18 protein-coding genes are annotated in these 20,727 nt (G+C 36.2%); 6 read left to right on the top strand and 12 right to left on the bottom strand.

All coding sequences use genetic code 11. The features are described from left to right. Positions 1-52 precede the first annotated feature (52 nt). The 3 genes from ACTJIP_RS18080 to ACTJIP_RS18090 all read right to left on the bottom strand — a co-directional run bounded on the left by ACTJIP_RS18080 (position 53) and on the right by ACTJIP_RS18090 (position 3,100). Positions 53-544, bottom strand: a complete 492-nt coding sequence (locus ACTJIP_RS18080) for a hypothetical protein (RefSeq protein ID WP_077419515.1) — start codon at positions 542-544, stop codon at positions 53-55. 87 nt (positions 545-631) lie between these two features. After that, positions 632-1,912, bottom strand: a complete 1,281-nt coding sequence (gene metK / locus ACTJIP_RS18085) for a methionine adenosyltransferase (RefSeq protein ID WP_219071892.1) — start codon at positions 1,910-1,912, stop codon at positions 632-634. Positions 1,913-2,149: 237 nt separating this feature from the next. Continuing rightward, on the bottom strand, positions 2,150-3,100 hold the full coding sequence (locus ACTJIP_RS18090) for a LysR substrate-binding domain-containing protein (protein ID WP_440704912.1): 951 nt from the start codon (positions 3,098-3,100) through the stop codon (positions 2,150-2,152). Positions 3,101-3,234: 134 nt separating this feature from the next. Between ACTJIP_RS18090 and ACTJIP_RS18095 the strand changes: the two genes are divergently transcribed. From ACTJIP_RS18095 to ACTJIP_RS18115, 5 genes are all read left to right on the top strand, one after another. Then, the gene (locus ACTJIP_RS18095; RefSeq protein ID WP_180564757.1) at positions 3,235-4,722 is read left to right on the top strand and encodes a catalase; all 1,488 of its coding nucleotides are present in this window, start codon (positions 3,235-3,237) and stop codon (positions 4,720-4,722) included. A 105-nt stretch (positions 4,723-4,827) separates the two neighbouring features. Continuing rightward, complete coding sequence (locus ACTJIP_RS18100) at positions 4,828-5,595, top strand: enoyl-CoA hydratase/isomerase family protein (protein ID WP_180564758.1); 768 nt, start codon at positions 4,828-4,830, stop codon at positions 5,593-5,595. Between the two features lie 54 nt (positions 5,596-5,649). Then, positions 5,650-6,072: a deoxycytidylate deaminase gene (locus tag ACTJIP_RS18105; RefSeq protein WP_076356921.1), complete on the top strand. Its 423-nt coding sequence runs from the start codon at positions 5,650-5,652 to the stop codon at positions 6,070-6,072. Between the two features lie 6 nt (positions 6,073-6,078). Beyond that, the gene (gene xerD, locus ACTJIP_RS18110; RefSeq protein ID WP_077419511.1) at positions 6,079-6,993 is read left to right on the top strand and encodes a site-specific tyrosine recombinase XerD; all 915 of its coding nucleotides are present in this window, start codon (positions 6,079-6,081) and stop codon (positions 6,991-6,993) included. After that, positions 6,990-7,502: an NUDIX hydrolase gene (locus ACTJIP_RS18115; protein ID WP_219071893.1), complete on the top strand. Its 513-nt coding sequence runs from the start codon at positions 6,990-6,992 to the stop codon at positions 7,500-7,502. The genes xerD and ACTJIP_RS18115 overlap by 4 nt, the downstream gene beginning before the upstream one ends. A 183-nt stretch (positions 7,503-7,685) precedes the next feature. Here the strand turns inward: ACTJIP_RS18115 and ACTJIP_RS18120 are convergent, their stop codons facing one another. From ACTJIP_RS18120 to ACTJIP_RS18160, 9 genes are all read right to left on the bottom strand, one after another. Next, positions 7,686-8,144, bottom strand: coding sequence for a heme-binding domain-containing protein (locus ACTJIP_RS18120; protein WP_440704913.1), 459 nt, complete (start codon positions 8,142-8,144; stop codon positions 7,686-7,688). A gap of 4 nt (positions 8,145-8,148) precedes the next feature. Further along, positions 8,149-9,948 carry an Ig-like domain-containing protein gene (locus ACTJIP_RS18125; RefSeq protein ID WP_180564760.1) on the bottom strand — a complete coding sequence of 600 codons (1,800 nt, stop codon included), beginning with the start codon at positions 9,946-9,948 and terminating at the stop codon, positions 8,149-8,151. Between the two features lie 25 nt (positions 9,949-9,973). Then, positions 9,974-11,236: a serine hydrolase domain-containing protein gene (locus ACTJIP_RS18130; RefSeq protein ID WP_440704914.1), complete on the bottom strand. Its 1,263-nt coding sequence runs from the start codon at positions 11,234-11,236 to the stop codon at positions 9,974-9,976. Positions 11,237-11,429: 193 nt separating this feature from the next. After that, positions 11,430-12,359 carry a 2-hydroxyacid dehydrogenase gene (locus tag ACTJIP_RS18135; protein WP_428168768.1) on the bottom strand — a complete coding sequence of 310 codons (930 nt, stop codon included), beginning with the start codon at positions 12,357-12,359 and terminating at the stop codon, positions 11,430-11,432. Positions 12,360-12,404: 45 nt separating this feature from the next. Beyond that, positions 12,405-12,791, bottom strand: coding sequence for a GxxExxY protein (locus ACTJIP_RS18140; protein WP_317169696.1), 387 nt, complete (start codon positions 12,789-12,791; stop codon positions 12,405-12,407). A gap of 87 nt (positions 12,792-12,878) precedes the next feature. Further along, positions 12,879-13,421: an acyl-CoA thioesterase gene (locus ACTJIP_RS18145; RefSeq protein WP_077419504.1), complete on the bottom strand. Its 543-nt coding sequence runs from the start codon at positions 13,419-13,421 to the stop codon at positions 12,879-12,881. Then, positions 13,409-14,161 carry a hypothetical protein gene (locus tag ACTJIP_RS18150; protein ID WP_077419503.1) on the bottom strand — a complete coding sequence of 251 codons (753 nt, stop codon included), beginning with the start codon at positions 14,159-14,161 and terminating at the stop codon, positions 13,409-13,411. The genes ACTJIP_RS18145 and ACTJIP_RS18150 overlap by 13 nt, the downstream gene beginning before the upstream one ends. Positions 14,162-14,364: 203 nt before the next feature. Then, positions 14,365-16,482 (bottom strand): TonB-dependent receptor, encoded by a 2,118-nt coding sequence (locus ACTJIP_RS18155; protein WP_440704915.1) that lies wholly within the window; start codon positions 16,480-16,482, stop codon positions 14,365-14,367. Positions 16,483-16,806: 324 nt separating this feature from the next. After that, positions 16,807-17,577, bottom strand: a complete 771-nt coding sequence (locus tag ACTJIP_RS18160; RefSeq protein ID WP_232539021.1) for a WG repeat-containing protein — start codon at positions 17,575-17,577, stop codon at positions 16,807-16,809. Between the two features lie 287 nt (positions 17,578-17,864). Between ACTJIP_RS18160 and ACTJIP_RS18165 the strand changes: the two genes are divergently transcribed. Continuing rightward, positions 17,865-20,648 carry a bifunctional aconitate hydratase 2/2-methylisocitrate dehydratase gene (locus ACTJIP_RS18165; protein WP_077419500.1) on the top strand — a complete coding sequence of 928 codons (2,784 nt, stop codon included), beginning with the start codon at positions 17,865-17,867 and terminating at the stop codon, positions 20,646-20,648. Positions 20,649-20,727 lie beyond the last annotated feature (79 nt).

The following is a 20,727-nucleotide window of genomic DNA, read 5'->3' on the forward strand; positions in this document are numbered from 1 at the left end:
TTAATAACTGTTAACCTATTATTAAATTTTTTAGAGAAAAATCTAAAAAAAATCATTTAAACATGTCATGAATGAATACGGTAGGGATATTTAATGTAAAATTAATATTCAGACCTTTCATCTCTTTTCCGTTCAATCGGGTATCTCCGATAGGAAAAGCATAGCCTCCGGTAAGGTCTAGCATCCCAAATAAGGTGACTCCTATTTTAGGGGCAATGTATTTATTGGTTCCTTCTACCCCTGCTAAAAAATAATACGAGTGATAGAAGTCTACATTTTTTTCAAAATTAAGAAGAACATCCGCCTGGAGCTTTGGCATGATAGCAAATTTGGAGTCCGCAACTCCCATCAGTGCAGATCCTCCCAATCTGTAAATCACATCGTCATTTTTAAGAAAAAGCAATTTCCCTCCTATTTCACCAAAACTTTGATTCTGATAAGTATACCCCACAGTAATCATTTTATGCATGGTATATTGTGCCTTTGCTAATGTACTTAGCAAAAACAGGGACAGGACAGCAACTACAGTTCTAAAATTCATCATCTTTCTATATTATTAAGGTGTAAAATTAAAAAAAAACTGCCTTATCAAGAGATAAAGCAGTTCATTTATTATTCTTTAAGGGGAAAATTAAATTCCGAAAGCGGTTTTAATTTCCTCTACTTTGTCTAGTTTCTCCCAAGTAAAGAACTCAAGCCCTTCCAATGTAAGCTCATTTTTATGTCCTTTATTAAAAGTTTTATCAGCAATATAATGCTCTTTACCCATATGCCCGTAAGAAGCAGTTTCCTGATAAATAGGATTTCTTAATTTTAAGTTCTGCTCAATAGCATAAGGTCTTAAATCGAAAATTGCAGAAACTTTTTTCGCAATCTCTCCATCATGAAGATCTACTTTTGCAGTTCCGTAAGTATTGATATATAAACCACAAGGCTCAGCTACACCAATAGCATAAGAAACCTGCACCAAAACTTCATCAGCAACTCCTGCAGCCACTAAGTTTTTAGCAATATGTCTTGTAGCATAAGCAGCACTTCTGTCTACTTTAGAAGGATCTTTTCCTGAGAAAGCACCTCCTCCGTGAGCTCCTTTACCACCGTAGGTATCAACAATGATTTTTCTACCTGTAAGACCTGTATCCCCGTGAGGTCCTCCGATTACAAATTTCCCTGTAGGATTGATGTGATATTTGATCTGATCGTTGAACAAAGCTTTGATTTCCTCAGTCTGTTGTGCAACAACTCTTGGAACCAGAATGTTTTTAATATCCTCACGGATCTTATTCAACATTTCCTCTTCAGCTGCAAAATCATCGTGCTGAGTAGAAACTACGATAGAATCAATTCTAATTGGTTTATGATCATCAGAATACTCAATAGTTACCTGGCTTTTTGCATCAGGACGAAGATAAGTGATTTCTTTATTTTCTCTTCTGATGGCAGAAAGTTCCTTCAGAATCGTGTGGGCAAGATCCAATGCAAGAGGCATATAGTTAGCCGTTTCATTGGTAGCATACCCGAACATCATTCCCTGATCTCCTGCTCCTTGTGCATTTGCTTTTGCTTCGAAAGACTCGTCATTTACAGCTCTGTCAACTCCCTGGTTGATATCAGGTGACTGCTCATGGATGGCAGAGATCACTCCACAAGAATCTCCATTGAACATATATTCACCTTTTGTATATCCAATTCCGTTGATTACTTCTCTGGCAATAGTCTGCACATCAAGATAAGCATCTGATTTTACTTCCCCTGCCAATACCACCTGTCCGGTAGTTACAAGAGTTTCACATGCTACTTTTGAGTCTTTATCATATGCTAAAAAATGGTCGATTAATGCATCAGAGATTTGATCGGCAATTTTATCCGGATGTCCTTCTGAAACGGATTCAGATGTAAATAAATAAGACATATAATTCTTTTGTTTTTAAAGATTTAAAAAAATTGTATTGAAGAAAAATATGAAATAAAATTGCCCAAAAAAGAATACTGTTTTAGCATATTTTTATAGAGGTTGCAATCAGGTCAAATTTTTCCTCGTAATAAACGTCAGCAAATTTAAGCACTATTTTTGTAATACTCAAAAATTTTGTTTATTAATTATAATTTTATTTAAATTGATGATTTCTATCACTTTAAAGCATTTCCATTACTGAGGCTTAATGCTTACAAATTCTTTTGGACTTTCGTGATAATTCAGCTTAAGTTCTAAAGAAGTTTTGATAGAATGTGACAATTCATCAATTATTTTTTGCTTAAATGTTGGCTTATAATAAATAATACTGATTTCTCGATAAGGGAAAGGTTTTTTGAATCTGAAAACATTTTTCTTCTGTTCTTCTGAAAGCTGACTCAAAGCAAGTTCTGGCAGAATACTGATTCCTCCTACTTTATCTACCATGTGTACCAAGGTCTGGATATTGGAAGCCAGGAAGTCTAAATTTTTAGGCTTCAGGGTATTTTCTTTCAAATGACAGATGTTCTCAAACTGATTTCTAAGACAGTTTCCTTCTTCAAGTAACCATACTTTTTCTACATTCAGATCTTCCGGAATGATGTAAGAATTCTTTTTGTTGGCTTCTGTATTGGAACTGTAAATCATCAGCTCCTCATTGAATAAGAAATCCTGATAAAACTCGTCAGCAGTATCATAAGGAGTTGAGATAATTCCCGCATCCAGTTCTCCTGCTTTTAAAGCTTTAATAATATTATCCGTTGTCATTTCTTTTACATTCATCTGAATCTTTGGATTGTCTTCAAGGAACCTGAAAATTTCCGTAGGCAGAATGAAAGAAGAAACCGTAGGAATAATTCCCAGATTAAGAGTTCCTCCTAAAATATTATTCAAAAGGTTCGCCTTGTTTTTCAGCTCATTGACAGATTCTATAATAACTTTTGCCTGATCAATAATCTGAAGACCTACATCTGTGGTACGAATCGGGTGAGTAGTTCTGTCGAAAACCTTCACATCCAGTTCATCCTCAAATTTCTGTATCATGGCACTTAACGTAGGTTGTGTAATAAAACATGCCTGAGCTGCTTTACCAAAATGTTTATACTTATCAACAGCGATAAGATACTCCAGTTGCTGAATGTTCATTTGATTAATATTATCTATTACAAAGATATAACGTTTTTGTTATTAGCAATTAAAAATTCAAGTAAATTTGATATTCATTACCTTTACACTTCGATTTAGAAAAAGGAAAAAGAATTATTCAAATCTTCAATTATATGGATTCTAAAAAATTAACGTTAAGCAACGGCGCACCTTACTTTGAGCATCAGGATTCACAGACGGTAGGACCAAGAGGCCCGGTATTGCTGCAAGACTTTATTCTTCAGGAAAATCTTGCGCATTTCGTTAGGGAAAGAATTCCTGAAAGGATTGTGCATGCTAAAGGAAGCGGTGCTTATGGAACTTTTACCGTAACCCATGACATCAGCCAGTACACAAAAGCAAAACTGTTCTCAAAAGTAGGAAATTCATGCAGAATGTTTGCCCGTTTTTCTACTGTAGGAGGAGAAAAAGGAAGCGCAGATACAGCAAGAGACCCTAGAGGTTTTGCTTTAAAATTTTATACAGAAGACGGAAACTGGGATCTTGTAGGAAACAATACTCCGGTATTCTTTATTAAGGATGCAAAAAAATTTCCGGACTTTATTCATACTCAAAAAAGACTTCCAAAAACCAATTTAAAAAGCGCCACCATGATGTGGGATTTCTGGAGCTTAAATCCTGAATCGCTTCATCAGGTTCTTATATTAATGTCAGACAGAGGAACGCCTTACGGATACAGACATATGCATGGATTTGGGTCTCATACTTTCTCCATGATTAATGACAATAATGAAAGAGTATGGGTAAAATTCCACTTCAAAACCAAGCAGGGAGTGAAAAACTTCACTGATGAAGAAGCGGTAAAAATGGCCGGCGAAAATCCGGACTTCGCCCAGGAAGACCTTTGCAATGCTATTGAAAACGGAGACTTCCCGAAATGGACCCTGTATATCCAGGTGATGACTGAGGAACAGGCAAAAGACTTCAGATGGAATCCTTTTGATGTAACAAAAGTGTGGTTTCATGATGACTTCCCATTGATTGAGGTAGGAGAAATGGAACTTAATGAAGTTCCTGTTAATTATTTTGCTCATGTTGAACAATCTACTTTTTCACCAAGCAGCCTGATTAACGGAATTAGTTTCTCACCTGACAAAATGCTGCAGGGAAGACTATTTTCTTATCCTGATGCACACCGTTACAGAGTGGGTGTCAACGCACATCAACTGGAGGTGAACAGATGTCCTTTTGCGGTCAATAACTACCAGAGAGATGGCTATATGGCAGATTCAAGCTACTATCAGGACAAACCGAATTACCATCCGAACAGTTTCGATGATATCAAAGCAGATTCTGATTACAAAGGTTTTGAATATGAATTAGACAGTGCTCATGTAGCCAGTTATAACAGAAATGATAATGACAGCGATCATTATACTCAGCCGGGTCTGCTTTATTCAAAAGCAATGAACGCAGAAGACAGAGATCGTCTGATTCAAAATATTATCGGAAGCATGCAAGGCATCAGCGGGCCTAAAAAAGACGAGATTATCAACCGACAATTATGTCACTTTTTCCGTGCTAATATTGAGCTTGGCATGAAAGTAGCTTCTCAGTTAAATGTCAATATTGATGCAAATATGATGAATCATTCCAAATAATCATATTGAATAATAAATTAAAAAAAAGGAAAAAAAAATAATATTTTTTCCTTTTTTTTGTAAAAAATTCATAATTTGCAAAGGATGATATTTTAAAGTGGAAAAATGAGTTACGAGAACATATTATTAAAAAAAGAAGATAAATTATCTATTATTACCATAAACAGACCTGGAAGTTTAAATGCTTTAAATGCAAAAACAATTCAGGAAATCAGTACCGCACTGGATGAGCTTAACGCTGATACTTCCTGCAGGGTAATTATCCTTACCGGAAGTGGAGAAAAATCTTTTGTAGCAGGAGCTGATATCAAGGAGTTCAGCGACTTCGGACAGGAAAAAGCTGAAGAACTTGCAAGAAACGGACAAAATATATTGTTCAATAAAATTGAAAATATGTCTAAACCTATCATTGCAGCCGTAAACGGTTTTGCATTAGGCGGAGGTTTAGAGCTTGCCATGGCATGCCATATCAGATATGCATCGGAAAACGCCAGATTAGGACTTCCTGAAGTAACTCTTGGATTAATCCCGGGATACGGAGGAACTCAAAGGCTTCCAAAGCTTGTAGGAAAAGGTATTGCCAATGAAATGATCTTCTCTGCCAAAATGATCCCTGCTCAAAAAGCAAAAGAGATCGGCCTGGTCAATGAAGTATACCCTATTGAAGAATTATTAACCAAAACGAAAGAATTAGCAAACACGATTGCCTACAACTCACCAATGGCAATATCCAAGGCTATAAATGCCGTAAATTTATCTGATACAGAGAAAGGTTTTGAAACTGAAATTAAATATTTCGGGCAACTTTTTGAAATGGAAGATAAGAAAGAAGGAGTTACTGCGTTTCTAGAGAAGAGAAAGCCTAACTTTTAAATCTTTCTAAAAGATTTTAATCCAAATTATTTCGAAAAAAAACAATGCTGCGGTATGAATAAGTTTGATAAAGCTTATCTAAAAATGGCTCAGGAATGGGCAAAACTCTCCTACTGTAAGAGAAAACAGGTGGGAGCTCTTATCGTAAAAGATAGGATGATTATTTCAGATGGTTACAACGGGACTCCTTCGGGATTCGAAAACTGCTGTGAAGATGGAGAAGGGAAAACACACTGGTACGTATTGCATGCTGAAGCGAACGCTATATTAAAGCTGGCCGCTTCTACTCAATCTGCAAAAGGGGCAACGTTATATCTGACGCTGTCTCCCTGTAAAGAATGCAGCAAGCTGATTTTACAGGCAGGAATTGCGAGACTGGTGTATATTAATGAGTATTCAGATGACGATGGAATATCGTTCCTGAGAAACCATAACATTGAAATAGAACAAATATCGGACTGTGAACTAAAAAAATAAGCACAAATGACTTGGGATGAAAAGATCAAAGATTTTGAAATATTTCTTCGTTTCGAAAGAAATTTTTCAGAAAACACTCTCGACGCCTACGTTCGGGACATTAAGAAATTAAAAGATTATGCAAAAGAAGATCTGGCAAACGTCGGCCCAGATTCTATCGGTTACGAAAACCTGCAGGAATACATTTTCAATCTTTCTAAACAGAAATTCAGTGAGAGATCACAAGCAAGATGGATATCTTCCATCAAAGCCTTTTTCAAATTTCTGCTTGAAGATGAATATCGTGAAGACAATCCTGCGGCGTTACTTGAAGGCCCTAAATTGGGATTATACCTCCCTGATACCTTAAGCCTGCCTGATATCAACAAAATTATCACTGCTATTGAAGTCAATACAGATCTTGGAAAAAGAAACCACTGCATCATAGAGGTACTATATGGATGCGGGCTTCGTGTTTCTGAACTCATTGATCTGAAGATCTCCAATATCAATTTTAAAGAGCAATACATCAAGGTAAACGGAAAAGGAAACAAAACCCGTTTTGTACCTTTGGCCGACTATACTGCTGATTTGCTTGAAAATTATATCAAAGAGGTACGTTCTAAAGGTAAGATCAATAAGAAATATGAAGACACTCTCTTTTTGAACAGCCGTGGGACATCTATGTCCAGAGTGATTGTATTTCTTATCATTAAAGAACTTACAGATAAAGCAGGGGTTAACAAAAAAATATCTCCACACACCTTCAGACACTCATTTGCTACGCATTTACTGCAGAACGGAGCAGATCTCCGTTATATTCAGGAAATGCTGGGGCATTCCAGTATTACAACAACGGAAATCTATACGCATCTGAAGACGGAAGAATTAAGGGATGTTATTTTGAGTTATCACCCGAGAAATATTAATATTGCTCAATGAAACTATTGAAATATTGCCCAAGCTGTGGCAAAGAGTCCTTACACTGGGACGGCGAAAAGAAATGGAGCTGTCCGGAATGTGGTTTTACTTTGTATAATAATGTGGCAGGCGCAGTGGCGGTTGTCATCAGATGTGGTAACGAAATTTACCTTACCCGAAGAAACAGAGATCCTAAAAAAGGAAAACTTGATCTTGCCGGAGGATTCGTTGACCCTAAAGAAAGTGCAGAGGAAACCTGTAAAAGAGAACTTTTTGAAGAACTTCAGCTTGATATCGATATTTCTAACCTGAAATACCTTACCAGCCTTCCAAACATCTATCAATACAAAGAAATTGATTACAATACCATCGATCTCTTTTATGAGTATAATGTTTCGGAAAAGTTTGAGGTAAATCTTGAACTCTCAGAGATCTCAGAAGCAGTATGGATTCCTTTACAGGAGCTAGACCTTGAAGATATTGCCTTTGATTCTCAGAAGAGATTTTTTGGGAGCTATTTAAAGAAATAATTTTTGTAATATATTCTCTCGCAGAGTTTGTAGATTAAGCAGATTGTTAAAACACATTCATCTGCCGGTCTGCAAAATCTGCGAGAGTTTTTTATTTTATGATAATCTTAAAATAATATAACAGAAGAATAAAGCATTGAAAATAAGCTATGTCTTTTATTTTTTCCCGCTTTATTTTAGATACTAATAAGTCTTCGTTTTCAGCATTTCTTCAAAATACTGAATCAACAGTGCTCTTTCTGCTTCTGAAAGATTAGCTTCTTTATGATAGACAATATAACCCGGCATTGGCATTGTTTTGCTTTGGATAGTCTGAATAGATTTAGTGATCATATCCTTCTTCAAATCCTTATTATACGTTTCCCAGGTAGAAAAGTTAAGGTGTTCTCTTCCTTCATTTACATGGCTTTTTACAGACCATGATACAGGTGCAATAAAAGCATATTTCGGGTAAACTGTTTCATTGGAATGGCAGTCATAACACGCATTTTTAAGCAGTGTTCTGATTTTTTCAGGTGCTTTCCTTGCATCAACGAAGTTCGCAGCAGAATCAACCGGTTTATTGATTCTATCAATAGGAAAAAACTGGATCAGGGCAAAACCCACCAATATCCAAAATATGATTTTCTTAGCCATTTTCATCTGCTTACTTTGCCGGAGTTAAAACAGCATTACCGGATTTAAATTCTTTTTTCAGCGGTTCCTTCGTTACCGTAGGTGTTACAGGCTGCGGAGTTTCTGATGCTGGAACAGAGGTTGATGTGGGTGCCGGAGCTCCCGATGTTGATTTAGGACTGTCAAGTGTTCTGGTATCCTTCAGATCCCAGTCTTCTCTTGTTTCCCACAATCCTCTTACGATTACTTTTTTATGGAAGATATAAGCATCTTCAGCAAATATATCGTTAGCGAAATCTGCTTCATCCCAATATTTATTCCCGTTATTATCTACCAGAATTCTTACAATATATTCTGCAGGTCTCAATATATCAAATTTTACCTTGTCTCCTTTTATATATTTCTGATAGGCAATTTTATCTGAAGAATCTATCAGTTGAATCCAATAATTTGCTTCCGGAGCATTGGTAATAGAGAACTCAACACTTCCAAACTGATCTGCTTTAGCAACATCAAAGTCGAAACGCTTTGACTGGCTGTTTTTTGCATAGTACGAAGATACGGTTTCCTTAGGAACAGTAAGTTCATAGCTTTTTCCCATCACAAAATCTGATTGAACATGGATCTGATAAGGATTTGTTTCTGAAATTTTAGCAGTGAACGGTAAAGTTGTTAAACTGTCACCTTTGATCTTTAATGTCCATTTTGAAGGATCAATTTTATCTACAATATAGTTTGATGCAAGCTTTAAATCTGCTTTTGGAGCGATTGAAGTTCCGTCATTATCGCTCACGACATCCATCGCATTCTTCTTATTATATCTGTAAAATAAAGAAACGCTGTAGGCACTATCTTTTTTGGGACCTTTATTATGAGTAAATGTGAGTTTTTCATTCGCTGTCTGCCCCACATCATCTTTTACTGCATCAAACCAGATTCTGACAGAGTCGGATTTTGGGTTATGCATTATTTTGATATCTTTTATTTTCTCATTCAGTGACTGAACTTTTACTTCATCTGGATTTCCTTCAAATGACATTAAAATCCCACCTGCAATTTCTTTCATTTCTGAATATTTCACTGCTTTTCTGGAAGGATATACTTTCAAATTCAATCCTGAAATAGATTTCTCTACATTGATGGGATCTTTCTGGAATCCAACCTTTTCTTTTCCTGGGTCATACATAGAATTTCCATTCTCGTCGTCAAAAGCAATAATTTTATATTTTCCAGGAGTCAGATAATTCAATTCATAATACCCGTCTTCATCTACCTTGGTGATATAGTAAGGTTTTTTCTTATAATCCATCGTATCTTTTACCTGATACAATCCTACCACAAGCTTATTTTCCGTTGTTGTTCCCGTTTTCTTTTTAATATCCATTGCATCTTTTACCTCACCACTGATGTAAAGATCATCCAGTTTGTCTCCTGTAGAAAAAGCAAAATTGAAATACCTCAGTATATTCGACTCGTTATTATCTACAATGGAATTTCCGAAATTAAAATTATACGTTGTATTCGCCTGAAGAGTATCAGTCCATTGGATTAGCACAAATTTGTTGGCTATATTCGAAGGAAGAATTCTCGTTATCCCTTTAATAGGTGGTGAAATAATCAGGTTTTTATTGATGTCCTTCAATGTTACATATTCATCAAAATCCAGACGGAGCTCGTGAATATCTTTTTTGACATTAATTCTTGTAGTATCAATGTTTGAACTTAAAAACCTTGGTGCTAAAGTATCTTTAGGCCCTCCGACAGGAGATCCCACTCTTGCACATGAATGTACAAGAAAACAGATAACAAATAATAAAAGAAACCTTTTCATGAAAATGTTTAAGCAAAAATAAACATTATTCTCCAAAAACTTCCTGTCCGGAATTTAAAGTATCTTTATTATCATGCATAACGGTGTGCAACTTCTCCTTCTGTAAAGGAAAATCCTCAAATAATCCGGATAACGCAAGAGCTGTATATACTTTGTTTGAATATTTGTTTCCGATAGCCACGATGGTAACTTTAGATTTTAAAAGGTGGGCAAATACAGAGTTTGTGCCATGCCACCATCCGTTGTGATACGTCAGCTTTTCGCCATTATCAAAAATTTTCATCCTGAATCCTAATCCATAATTATTCATTCCTGACTTTTCATTGCTGTAAGGAGCGAAAACCATCTCCATGAGTTCCGGTTTCAGGAAATTTTTCGAAAACATTGCTTTTGAAAAATTGTACAAATCTCTTGGAGTAGTATATACATTTTTGTCACCATAAATAAGATCTAATCTGTCTAAAGGATACAGTTTATTTCCCCCATAATAGAATGACTGAGAGGCTGTAGGAATATCTTTTTCCTGGAAAATGTAAGTATTATTCATTTTCAAGGGTGTGAAAACCATTTCTTTCATCGCCTGCGGGAAAGGAGTTTTTGTTATTTTTTCAACCAATAAAGCCAATAGAGCAAAATTGGTATTACAGTACATAAATCCTGTATCGGTATCTCGCGCCAGATCTGGTTTGTATTTGATAATCATATTCAATACATCCTGGTTCGTAATAAACGGTTTTGAAAGTTCTGCCGGTGCAGGCTGTATTTTGGTGATAAAATATTCGTATTTTGGAAGACCGCTTCTTTGATCCAATAAAGTCTGAACAGTAACATCGGGATATGGAAATCCTGGAAAAAACTGAGTAAGGTGATCTGTAAGTTTTATTTTCCCAGCCTCAATCAGCTTCATCATTGCCATTGCCGTTAAAGTCTTTGAAACCGAAGCTACATGCAACGGTGTATTTTTATCAATCGGCATCTGATTGCCTTCTCTTCCAAAACCTCTGTAATTTTCGTAAAGAATTTCATCGCCCTTAGCAACCAGAATTCCTCCGCTAAGGTTGCCTTCTTCCCATATTTTTTTGTAATACTGATCTATATAGCTTACCGTTGTCTGTCTGTTCAAAAGCTCTCCATCACCTTTGACGAAAATACTTCCGAAGTCTACATTTCCATAGTTGGGTAGATTGGTCGTATTTTCAGCTGAAACTTCTTTGGCTTCAGACTTTTTTTTACAAGAAAATATTGCTAAAAGAACAGTTAGGATAAGTATAAAATTACGCTTCGTCATGAGATTCAAAATGAGCGGCAATTTAATAAAACTCAAAAATAAATAATAAACATGATAGGGACATTATGAATTATTTAACATAAATGAAGGGAGATATAAAATTTGGAAGGACAAAATCGCGAAAAAGTGAAAGTTAATAAAAAAGCGAATTCACTTTTTGTAAATTCGCCTTTTATATTTTATTTTTCATTGTTTAACAATGTGAAGCTACAATTTTATCTACAATAAACTGAGCCAACTTTTCTTTGCTCTGGTGTGTCCACCCGGCAATGTGTGGTGTTACAATGGCTTTTTCACATTCAAGAAGGTATTTTAAATCTTCATTTTCAGTTTCAATATGCTCGAAAGAAGATTTTTCGTATTCCAAAACATCCAGACAGATACCTTTTACCTTTCCTGACTTCAATGCTTCTACTAAACTTTTAGTTTTCACATTCTTTCCTCTTGCCGTATTGACAAAATAGAAGTTGTTTTTCATTTCTGCAATGAACGTTTCATCTATAAGATAATGCGTTTCTGAAGTCAAAGGAATATGTAAGCTTACAACCTCAGCAGACTGTTTCAGCTCTTCCAGAGAAACCTGTATTGCATATTCATCCGAAAGGCCGGGAAGTATATCATGGAAGATCACTTTACATCCGAATCCTGAAAGCCTTTTAGCTGTAGCTTTCCCCATATTTCCATATCCGATAAGCCCTACAGTTTTCCCCAGCAATTCATCTCCTCTGTTTTCTTCACGTTTCCAGATCCCATTTTTCACTTCCTGAGAGGCAATAAAAAGTCTGTTCATGATCACAAGCAGCATTCCTACCACATGTTCTGCTACGGAATCTCTGTTTCCTTCCGGAGAATTGATCAGTTGGATTCCCAGTTTTTCAGCAACAGGAATATCTATGTTTTCCATTCCGGCTCCTACCCTTGCAATAAATTTCAGGTTCTTACCCTTCTCCAGAAAATTTTGGTCTAAAGGAATACGACTTCTGATAATAATCCCGTCGTAATTTTCAATTTTATTGCAAACCTCATCATAAGACGATGTAAAATCCTCTTCCAATATAAAATTCTGAGCCAAAAGCTGCTCAGTGATAAGAGGATGATTTTTATCTAAAAGAAGTATTTTCATAATTTAAACACGAATGACACTAATTTATTTCACAAATAACACAAATTATAATATCCCGTTAATCACTCTCTTAACTCCATTTTTAAATTGAAGCGTATTAAAGTTAATCAACATTCCAAGTTTACAATTACTTAAGCGAAAGTATGTAAGTATTTGTGCTAAATGAATATCTTGTAATGATTCTATAGATTTTATTTCCAGTACAATTTTTTTCTCAATCAAAAAGTCAAGCCTATAGCCCACATCCATTTTCACTTCATCATAAACTAATGGCATCGATTTTTGCCTTTCTACAAGAATACCTTGTTTATTTAATTCATAAAACAAACATTCTTCATAAGCACTTTCTAAAAGTCCTAGACCCAATGTCTTATGAACTATATACCCTGCTTCGTAGACAATTTTTGATATATCATTTTCTGAAATATCCATTTTGATTATTTTTTTTCATTTGATTAGGCATAAACCATTTGTGGAAATTCGTGCCAGATATTTGTGTCTTTTGTGTTTTATAGGAGGTTATTTCTTATCTTTCTTAGACTCCTGTGGTTCCTGGAAGAGTTTTTTAAGCTCTACAGATTCCAGAGGTTTCATTCTTCCGGAAAGAATTAATGAAAGTTCTTTTCTACGGAATGCTGCTGCAAATCTTTCTTTTTCTTCTTCTGTTTCAGGAACCATTTCCGGAATCGGAATCGGACGGTTGAATTCATCTACTGCAACGAAAGTATAAATACCAGCATTGGTATGAATTTTCTTCTGATTGATCGGGTCATCCAACCATACATCCACATATACTTCCATGGAGGTAGAAAATGCCCTGGAAACTTTAGATTCCAATACCACTACTCCGCCTTCCGGAATCGGGTGATTGAAAGACACGTGGTTTACAGAAGCTGTTACTACTCTTCTCTCGCAGTGTCTTGCCGCAGAAATAGACGCACAACGGTCCATTTTTGCCAAAAGTTCACCTCCAAAAAGATTTCTTAAAGAATTGGTTTCGTTCGGAAGAACGATATTGGTCATAATGGTCAGAGAGTCTGACGCTTTTTTTATTTTTGCCATCTAGTCTTAGTGTTGTTTGGAACGGCCGGAGCTGGTTTTACTCCTTTTCCGACAGGTTTTGCTAATGAATCTTTTTTCAAAGAATCTGAAACGGATGCTTTTGGGGTATGTACCATCACCTTAATGGTATCTTTTACAATTCTGTGGGTAGAGGTTTGTACGGAAACCTTATTGAAAGACTTTTTACCAAAAAGAAGTTCCTGCTGGGTAAAAGCCAGATATAAAATCCCCAAAACCGGAATAATCAAAAGGAAAACCCAGAGAAGAGTTTTTCTGAATTTGAAATCCTTTTCGCGATTAACTGAAGGATTTACCTTTTCTCCGTTATTGATATCTGAAAATCTGATCTCTTCAAGTCCATAAAAGTCCGGACGTCCTGATTCTATTCTTTTTCCTTTGAAATGGGTATGTCCTTCTTCAATGAAAACTGTTCCAAGGTTTTGAATTTCAAGAACCTGTTCGGCCTGAAGTTTCTTCTTCCAAAAATCTGTCTGGATCTTCAGATCACTTCTTGAAGCCTCTAAGGACATCTGTTTCTGTCCTGCAATAAAAGCAGTAAGATCTTCAGCCTGTACTTCGTAGTCTATTGTAAATTCAATCTGACTGGCTGGAGGTAAGATACTCCCGTTTTCGGAATTGATAATTGCCTTAGAATTTTTCAGTGAAAACACCCCAAAGCCTGGAACCGTGGCAGTTCCAAATTGTTTTAAGTATTCTAAAATGTATGCTGAAATATTCATTTGGCAGCAAATTTATAACTTTTTCATGACTTTTTAAGATATTTAACCTATATAAAAAAAGACTGCCGAAACAGTCTTTTGATTATTCTGTATCAAAACTGGAATACAGGTATTTAAACTTCTTTTTTTAAGCTTAACAGTTATAATGAAACGGGTAAAAGGGCAGATTTACAAATTCACTTATTTACTTTCCGACCTTCTCATTATTGAATCTTCCAGCTCACTCCAAACATGAAATTCGTTCCTGCCTGTGAAAAATAATATGGCTGTCCTTCGTACACGGATCCGTTGTTGACATATTTTTTATTGAACAGGTTATTCACCAACAGTTTTAATGTGATTTCATTATTGCCAATTTTAAACTGATACTGAGCGTTGAAATCTGTCAGGAAATAATCTTTAAGCTGCAGATTTGCATCTTCCGTATTGTCCAGATATTGTTTCCCGACATACTGATTCATTAAAGCAAACTGAAAATTCTTTGTAGGGTTGAATTTCAGACCTACATTGGCAATTACATTTGGAGAGAATGAAATCTGTGTATTTCCAAGACTTTTAGGAACATCTCCATTTTGAATATTAAAATCCTGGTTTCTGCTCTGGCTTAGCGTCACATTTCCGGAAACTTCCCATTGCTTGGATAGCTTTGCCAGGGCACCTACCTCAATACCTCTTCTGTAGCTTTTCCCGGAATTGGTTCTGATGAATGCTCCTACATTATTAAGTACACCATTTAATACCAATTGATTCACATAGTACATATAATAGAGATTCGCTGTAAAGGATACAATCCCGAACTGTTTTTCAAAACCAGCTTCAATGTCGTGAAGTTTTTCAGGTTTAACATCGTTATTCGCCATCAAGTCATCTCTGTTCGGTTCACGGTGTGCATGAGCGTATGACAGGAATACTTTACCACCTTCAATTCTGTAATTTACGCCGGCTTTTGGATTAAAAAACAGCCAGTTCTTACTTAAATCTGCACCTTCACCATCACCAGCCATCAGGACTTTAGTATTATAATTGATTTTTCTAAGCTGTAAATCACCAAAAAATTCAAAATTATCTACTCTGAACAAAGCTTTTGCAAAACCGGATACTTCATTCTTTATTGAGCGGCTTCTGTAATACTCACTTTCATCAATCTGAGGAAAAAATACTCCGGTAACATTTCCATAGTGCCTTCCGTAATATTGATTGGCAACAGCGCCAACATTCAGATCTAAGTTTTCAAACTTTCCGTAAAGCGTTGAAACAACTCCATAAAAATCATTATTCAGCCATTTTTTTCTAATAAAGTCTGAATATTTTATAGTTTGCCCTCCTTCAGTCAAATCAGGTAAATTGTATCTGGAAAAAGGATCTCCCTGCTTGTAGTTTTCGTAATATCCTTTTCCTTTGGTATAGTGAAAAGTAGTTTCAAGATTCCATCGGTCACTGAATTTTTGTTCCCAAAGCAACTGATAGTGGTTCTGTCTGTAATTGTCTGTTTCGTTGTCATAGAAACTTACAATATTCTCCCAATTGGCATCATAAATAGCACCTGAAACATTGAATTTAGGATCGGTTTCCCATGTCTTACGGTCAATCCCGTTCCATGCCTGGTAGGTTTTCTCTTTTCCGCCGAAAGCCATTAAACGCAGCTTTGTGTTTCCTTCTTCAAATAAAGCAGTGAAATTATAAGAATGTAAGTTTGATGAAGCTCTGTCAATATATCCGTCAGAGTGAATATGCGTATATCTTCCCATTATGGAAAGACGGTTTTTCCAGAACTTACCGGAACCTACTTCAGCCGAATATTTATAGGTATTGAATGAGCCGTAGCTGTCATCTGTTTTAAAATAAAACTTTTCTTCAGGATCTTTAGAAATCACATTGATACTTGCGCCAAAAGCAGAAACACCATTATTGGAAGTTCCCACCCCTCTTTGAATAACAATCTGAGACGCAGAACTTGTTAAATCCGGAACATTCACAAAAAAAGTCCCCTGGCTTTCAGAATCGTTGTACGGAACACCATTCATCATTACATTAATGCCGCTTCCTGAAACTCCACGAATTCTAAAACCGGTATATCCTACTCCATTTCCTGCATCTGAGGTAGAAATAATGGAGGTTTGATTTTTTAAAAGAATAGGAAGATCCTGTCCTAAATTTTTACCGTCTAAATCTTTCTGTACGTTGATGATTTCCTTTGCTACCGGCAGCCTTTTGGTAAAGTTGACGGCTTCAATTTCTCTGATTTTCAGAGAATCCTTATTCTGAGCCTGGATAAAGGCTACAGAGCCCACGCTAAGCCCTAAAAAAAATAATCCTTTCATTCTATAAATCTTTGACATTTAATGAATAAAAGGGGATCGATAAGATATTATACAATAAGCGCCTGATGAAGACGCATCCCTAAACAGCATTACCTGTTCCAGGTTCATTGGGTATAATCTCAGCCTGTTAAAGCACCCCTTTATTTCAGCCGCAAAATTACAAAAAATATATGAGATAAAAGAGAATGTAAAATCCGGGTTACGGGTTGCGGGATATTGGGTTATGAGATAATAAAAACATCACGGAAAATAGGAGTTATTGAATGAACCATTCATCATTCATCATTCATCATTCATCATTCATAATTTATAATTTATAATTTTCTAATAGGTTTTATTGTCCGCATCAACATAATAGTAGCTTTTTCCGTCTTTCGTGACTTCAAACATCTTCCCCAGTTTCCAGCTAAAGTTTCTTTTAATATTGGCATATTCAAAAGGAATGATGATCTTATTGTTAACGTCAATCACTCCAAATTTATCATTATTGGAAGCAACAATCATGGGATTAGCCACATCATCACCTTCCATAATGTACAGATACTGATATTGAGGATAGATCTGAAACTGCCTGTAATCTGCAGCATTCACAAATTTTGATTTTTCAATAATGCCGTAAAAACCATTCAGAGTATAAGCCTGAAATAGCTGCTGTTTATATTCTTCAAATATACATTTTCCAAAATCGGCTTCTTTGAACTGGTATACTCTCTTCCCAGACTGATCTACCCGGTAAGAAATCATATCTTTTTCTACTGTAGCATATTCTTTTGTTCCGAATTTTCTAACTTTTTCATTAGGAGAATTCAGAAGGTTGCAGTCTTCGTAAAAAAATACGGCAATATGATATTCCGGCTGAATAATAAATTTCCCTTTCTGGTTAACATACCCAAAATGATCACCTTTCTTCTTAGGAATCAAAACCGGAAGATCTTTATTGATTATTACTAAATCAGGATTAGGCTTTTTAGCTGCAGACCCTTTCTTAACCGCTGTTTTCACGCCTTGCTTCACCGTTATTTTCTTCACAGATTTAGTCTGTGAAAAAACGAAAACCGAAGTAAAAATGCATAAAACATTTAGGATATTTTTCATATTCACCATATGTCTACAAAAATATGACCAAAAATAGATATTATAAAATTCATATTTATAAAGAATCTAAATAATTTCGTTTCTATAAAATATTAAAAATTCGTAATTTTGGGAACATTTTGAATTGTTTGATAATTTTAAAAAACTTTTAAGAAAGTGTAGATTATGCTGACTTTATTCGGTTAATGTTGCATCAAAATGCGAGAACTCAAAATGTCATTAACTGTATTTGTACAGACCGGTAAAGAAGAAGCAGGCCTACCTTTAATGTTGAAAGACCTTCTATTATGAATATTTATAAGGATTACATCAAAGAGATTGAAGAAAGAAAAACCCAAGGGCTTCATCCAAAGCCTATTGATGGTGCTGAATTACTAAGCGAAATCATTACACAGATTAAAGATTCAGGTAATGCTGACCGATCGGATTCTCTTAAATTTTTCATTTACAACACGCTACCCGGAACGACAAGTGCGGCGGGAGTGAAAGCTAAATTTTTAAAAGAAATTATTCTGGGTGAATCCATAGTAGAAGAAATTTCCCCGGCATTTGCCTTTGAATTATTATCTCATATGAAAGGCGGACCTTCTATTGAAGTGCTGCTGGACCTTGCTTTAGGTAACGATCCGGCTATCGCTAAAGAAGCTGCAGCTGTTCTTAAAACACAGGTTTTCCTTTATGAAGCAGACACAACCCGTCTGAAGGAAGCATTCAACAGCGGTAACGAAATCGCAAAAGAAATTCTTGAAAGCTATGCAAAAGCTGAATTCTTTACGAAACTGCCGGAAGTTGCTGAAGAAATCAAAATAGTAACATTTATTGCCGGTGAAGGAGATATCTCTACAGATTTACTTTCTCCGGGTAACCAGGCCCACTCAAGATCAGACCGTGAACTTCATGGTAAATGTATGATCACTCCTGAGGCTCAGGAAGAAATTAAAGCTTTACAGGCACAGCATCCTGATGCAAGCGTTATGCTTATCGCTGAAAAAGGAACAATGGGTGTAGGTTCATCAAGAATGTCTGGAGTGAATAACGTTGCTCTTTGGACAGGTAAACAAGCCAGCCCCTATGTACCATTCGTAAACATTGCTCCAATTGTAGGAGGAACAAACGGTATTTCTCCGATCTTCCTTACAACAGTAGACGTTACCGGAGGTATTGGTGTTGACCTTAAAAACTGGGTAAAGAAAGTTGATGAAAACGGAAACCCAATTCGTAACGAAAATGGCGACATCGTTCTTGAAGAAGCTTATTCAGTAGCAACAGGAACTGTTTTAACGATTAATACAAAAGAAAAGAAATTATATAACGGCGATAAAGAACTTATCGACCTTACTAAATCTTTCACTCCGCAAAAAATGGAATTCATCAAAGCGGGTGGATCTTACGCTATCGTATTTGGTAAAAAACTACAGACATTTGCAGCTCAGCTTTTAGGAATTGAAGCACCTGCTGTTTTTGCTCCATCAAAAGAAATTTCTCACGAAGGGCAAGGACTTACGGCTGTAGAGAAAATATTCAACAGAAATGCTGTTGGAACTACTCCAGGAAAAGTGTTACACGCTGGTTCAGATGTTCGTGTAGAAGTGAATATCGTTGGATCTCAGGATACAACAGGTCTTATGACTTCTCAGGAACTTGAATCTATGGCTGCAACAGTGATTTCCCCAATCGTTGATGGTGCATACCAGTCAGGATGTCATACGGCTTCTGTTTGGGATAAAAAAGCTCAGGCTAATATTCCGAAACTGATGAAATTCATGAATGAGTTCGGTCTTATTACAGCCCGCGACCCGAAAGGTGAATATCATGCAATGACTGACGTAATCCACAAGGTTCTTAACGACATCACTGTAGATGAGTGGGCCATCATCATTGGTGGTGACTCTCACACAAGAATGTCTAAAGGGGTGGCTTTCGGAGCTGACTCAGGAACAGTTGCTCTTGCATTAGCTACAGGTGAAGCATCTATGCCAATCCCTGAATCTGTGAAAGTAACGTTCAAAGGAAACATGAAAGAACACATGGATTTCCGTGATGTAGTTCATGCAACACAGGCTCAGATGTTGAAGCAGTTTGGAGGAGAAAACGTATTCCAGGGTAGAATCATTGAGGTTCATATTGGTACACTTCCTGCTGACCAGGCATTTACCTTTACAGACTGGACTGCTGAGATGAAGGCAAAAGCTTCTATCAACATTTCTGAAGATAATACTTTAATTGAATCACTGGAAATTGCAAAAGGCAGAATCCAGATCATGATTAATAAAGGTATGGATAACCATAATAAAGTTCTTCAGGGACTAATTGACAAAGCAAACAAGAGAATTGCAGAGATCAGATCAGGAGAAAAACCTGCTTTGACTCCGGATGCAAATGCTAAATATTATGCTGAAGTAGTTGTAGATCTTGATGTAATTGTAGAACCTATGATTGCTGACCCAGATGTAAATAACGACGATGTATCTAAGAGATATACTCACGATACCATCAGAGACCTTTCTTATTATGGAGGTGAGAAAAAAGTAGACCTTGGTTTCGTAGGATCTTGTATGGTTCACAAAGGTGACCTTAAGATTGTTTCTCAAATGCTTAGAAACATTGAAAAACAACAAGGAAAGGTAGAGTTTAATGCTCCTCTTGTAGTAGCAGCACCTACTTACAACATCATTGATGAATTAAAGGCAGAAGGAGACTGGGAATTACTGGAAAAATATTCAGCTTTTGAATTTGATGATAATGCTCCAAAAGGAGAAGCTCGTGTTGAATATAAAAACGTAATGTACCTTGAGCGTCCCGGATGTAACCTTTGTATGGGTAACCAGGAAAAAGCAGCTAAAGGAGATACAGTATTAGCAACTTCTACACGTCTTTTCCAGGGAAGAGTAGTTGAAGATTCTGAACGTAAAAAAGGTGAATCTTTACTTGCTTCAACTCCGGTTGTAGTTCTTTCTGCGATCATTGGAAGAATTCCTAATATTGATGAATACAAAGCTGCCGTTGAGGGTATTGACCTTACCACTTTTGTACCTTCTATTAAAGAATTAACAAGTACAAGCGCTCACTAAGAGATTTACACATACGTCGTAAGACTATTGAAAATTATATAATTGGAAGATTTTAGTCCTTTGGGATTTAAAATCTTCC

The organism is Chryseobacterium sp. 22543 (assembly GCF_052044565.1).
Taxonomy (GTDB): Bacteria; Bacteroidota; Bacteroidia; order Flavobacteriales; family Weeksellaceae; genus Chryseobacterium.

Coding starts and splice junctions, on each gene's coding strand:
- ACTJIP_RS18080 (WP_077419515.1), bottom strand. CDS start 544: ATGATGAATTTTAGAACTGTAGTTGCTGTCCTGTCCCTGTTTTTGCTA.
- metK (WP_219071892.1), bottom strand. CDS start 1,912: ATGTCTTATTTATTTACATCTGAATCCGTTTCAGAAGGACATCCGGAT.
- ACTJIP_RS18090 (WP_440704912.1), bottom strand. CDS start 3,100: ATGAACATTCAGCAACTGGAGTATCTTATCGCTGTTGATAAGTATAAA.
- ACTJIP_RS18095 (WP_180564757.1), top strand. CDS start 3,235: ATGGATTCTAAAAAATTAACGTTAAGCAACGGCGCACCTTACTTTGAG.
- ACTJIP_RS18100 (WP_180564758.1), top strand. CDS start 4,828: ATGAGTTACGAGAACATATTATTAAAAAAAGAAGATAAATTATCTATT.
- ACTJIP_RS18105 (WP_076356921.1), top strand. CDS start 5,650: ATGAATAAGTTTGATAAAGCTTATCTAAAAATGGCTCAGGAATGGGCA.
- xerD (WP_077419511.1), top strand. CDS start 6,079: ATGACTTGGGATGAAAAGATCAAAGATTTTGAAATATTTCTTCGTTTC.
- ACTJIP_RS18115 (WP_219071893.1), top strand. CDS start 6,990: ATGAAACTATTGAAATATTGCCCAAGCTGTGGCAAAGAGTCCTTACAC.
- ACTJIP_RS18120 (WP_440704913.1), bottom strand. CDS start 8,144: ATGAAAATGGCTAAGAAAATCATATTTTGGATATTGGTGGGTTTTGCC.
- ACTJIP_RS18125 (WP_180564760.1), bottom strand. CDS start 9,948: ATGAAAAGGTTTCTTTTATTATTTGTTATCTGTTTTCTTGTACATTCA.
- ACTJIP_RS18130 (WP_440704914.1), bottom strand. CDS start 11,236: ATGACGAAGCGTAATTTTATACTTATCCTAACTGTTCTTTTAGCAATA.
- ACTJIP_RS18135 (WP_428168768.1), bottom strand. CDS start 12,359: ATGAAAATACTTCTTTTAGATAAAAATCATCCTCTTATCACTGAGCAG.
- ACTJIP_RS18140 (WP_317169696.1), bottom strand. CDS start 12,791: ATGGATATTTCAGAAAATGATATATCAAAAATTGTCTACGAAGCAGGG.
- ACTJIP_RS18145 (WP_077419504.1), bottom strand. CDS start 13,421: ATGGCAAAAATAAAAAAAGCGTCAGACTCTCTGACCATTATGACCAAT.
- ACTJIP_RS18150 (WP_077419503.1), bottom strand. CDS start 14,161: ATGAATATTTCAGCATACATTTTAGAATACTTAAAACAATTTGGAACT.
- ACTJIP_RS18155 (WP_440704915.1), bottom strand. CDS start 16,482: ATGAAAGGATTATTTTTTTTAGGGCTTAGCGTGGGCTCTGTAGCCTTT.
- ACTJIP_RS18160 (WP_232539021.1), bottom strand. CDS start 17,577: ATGAAAAATATCCTAAATGTTTTATGCATTTTTACTTCGGTTTTCGTT.
- ACTJIP_RS18165 (WP_077419500.1), top strand. CDS start 17,865: ATGAATATTTATAAGGATTACATCAAAGAGATTGAAGAAAGAAAAACC.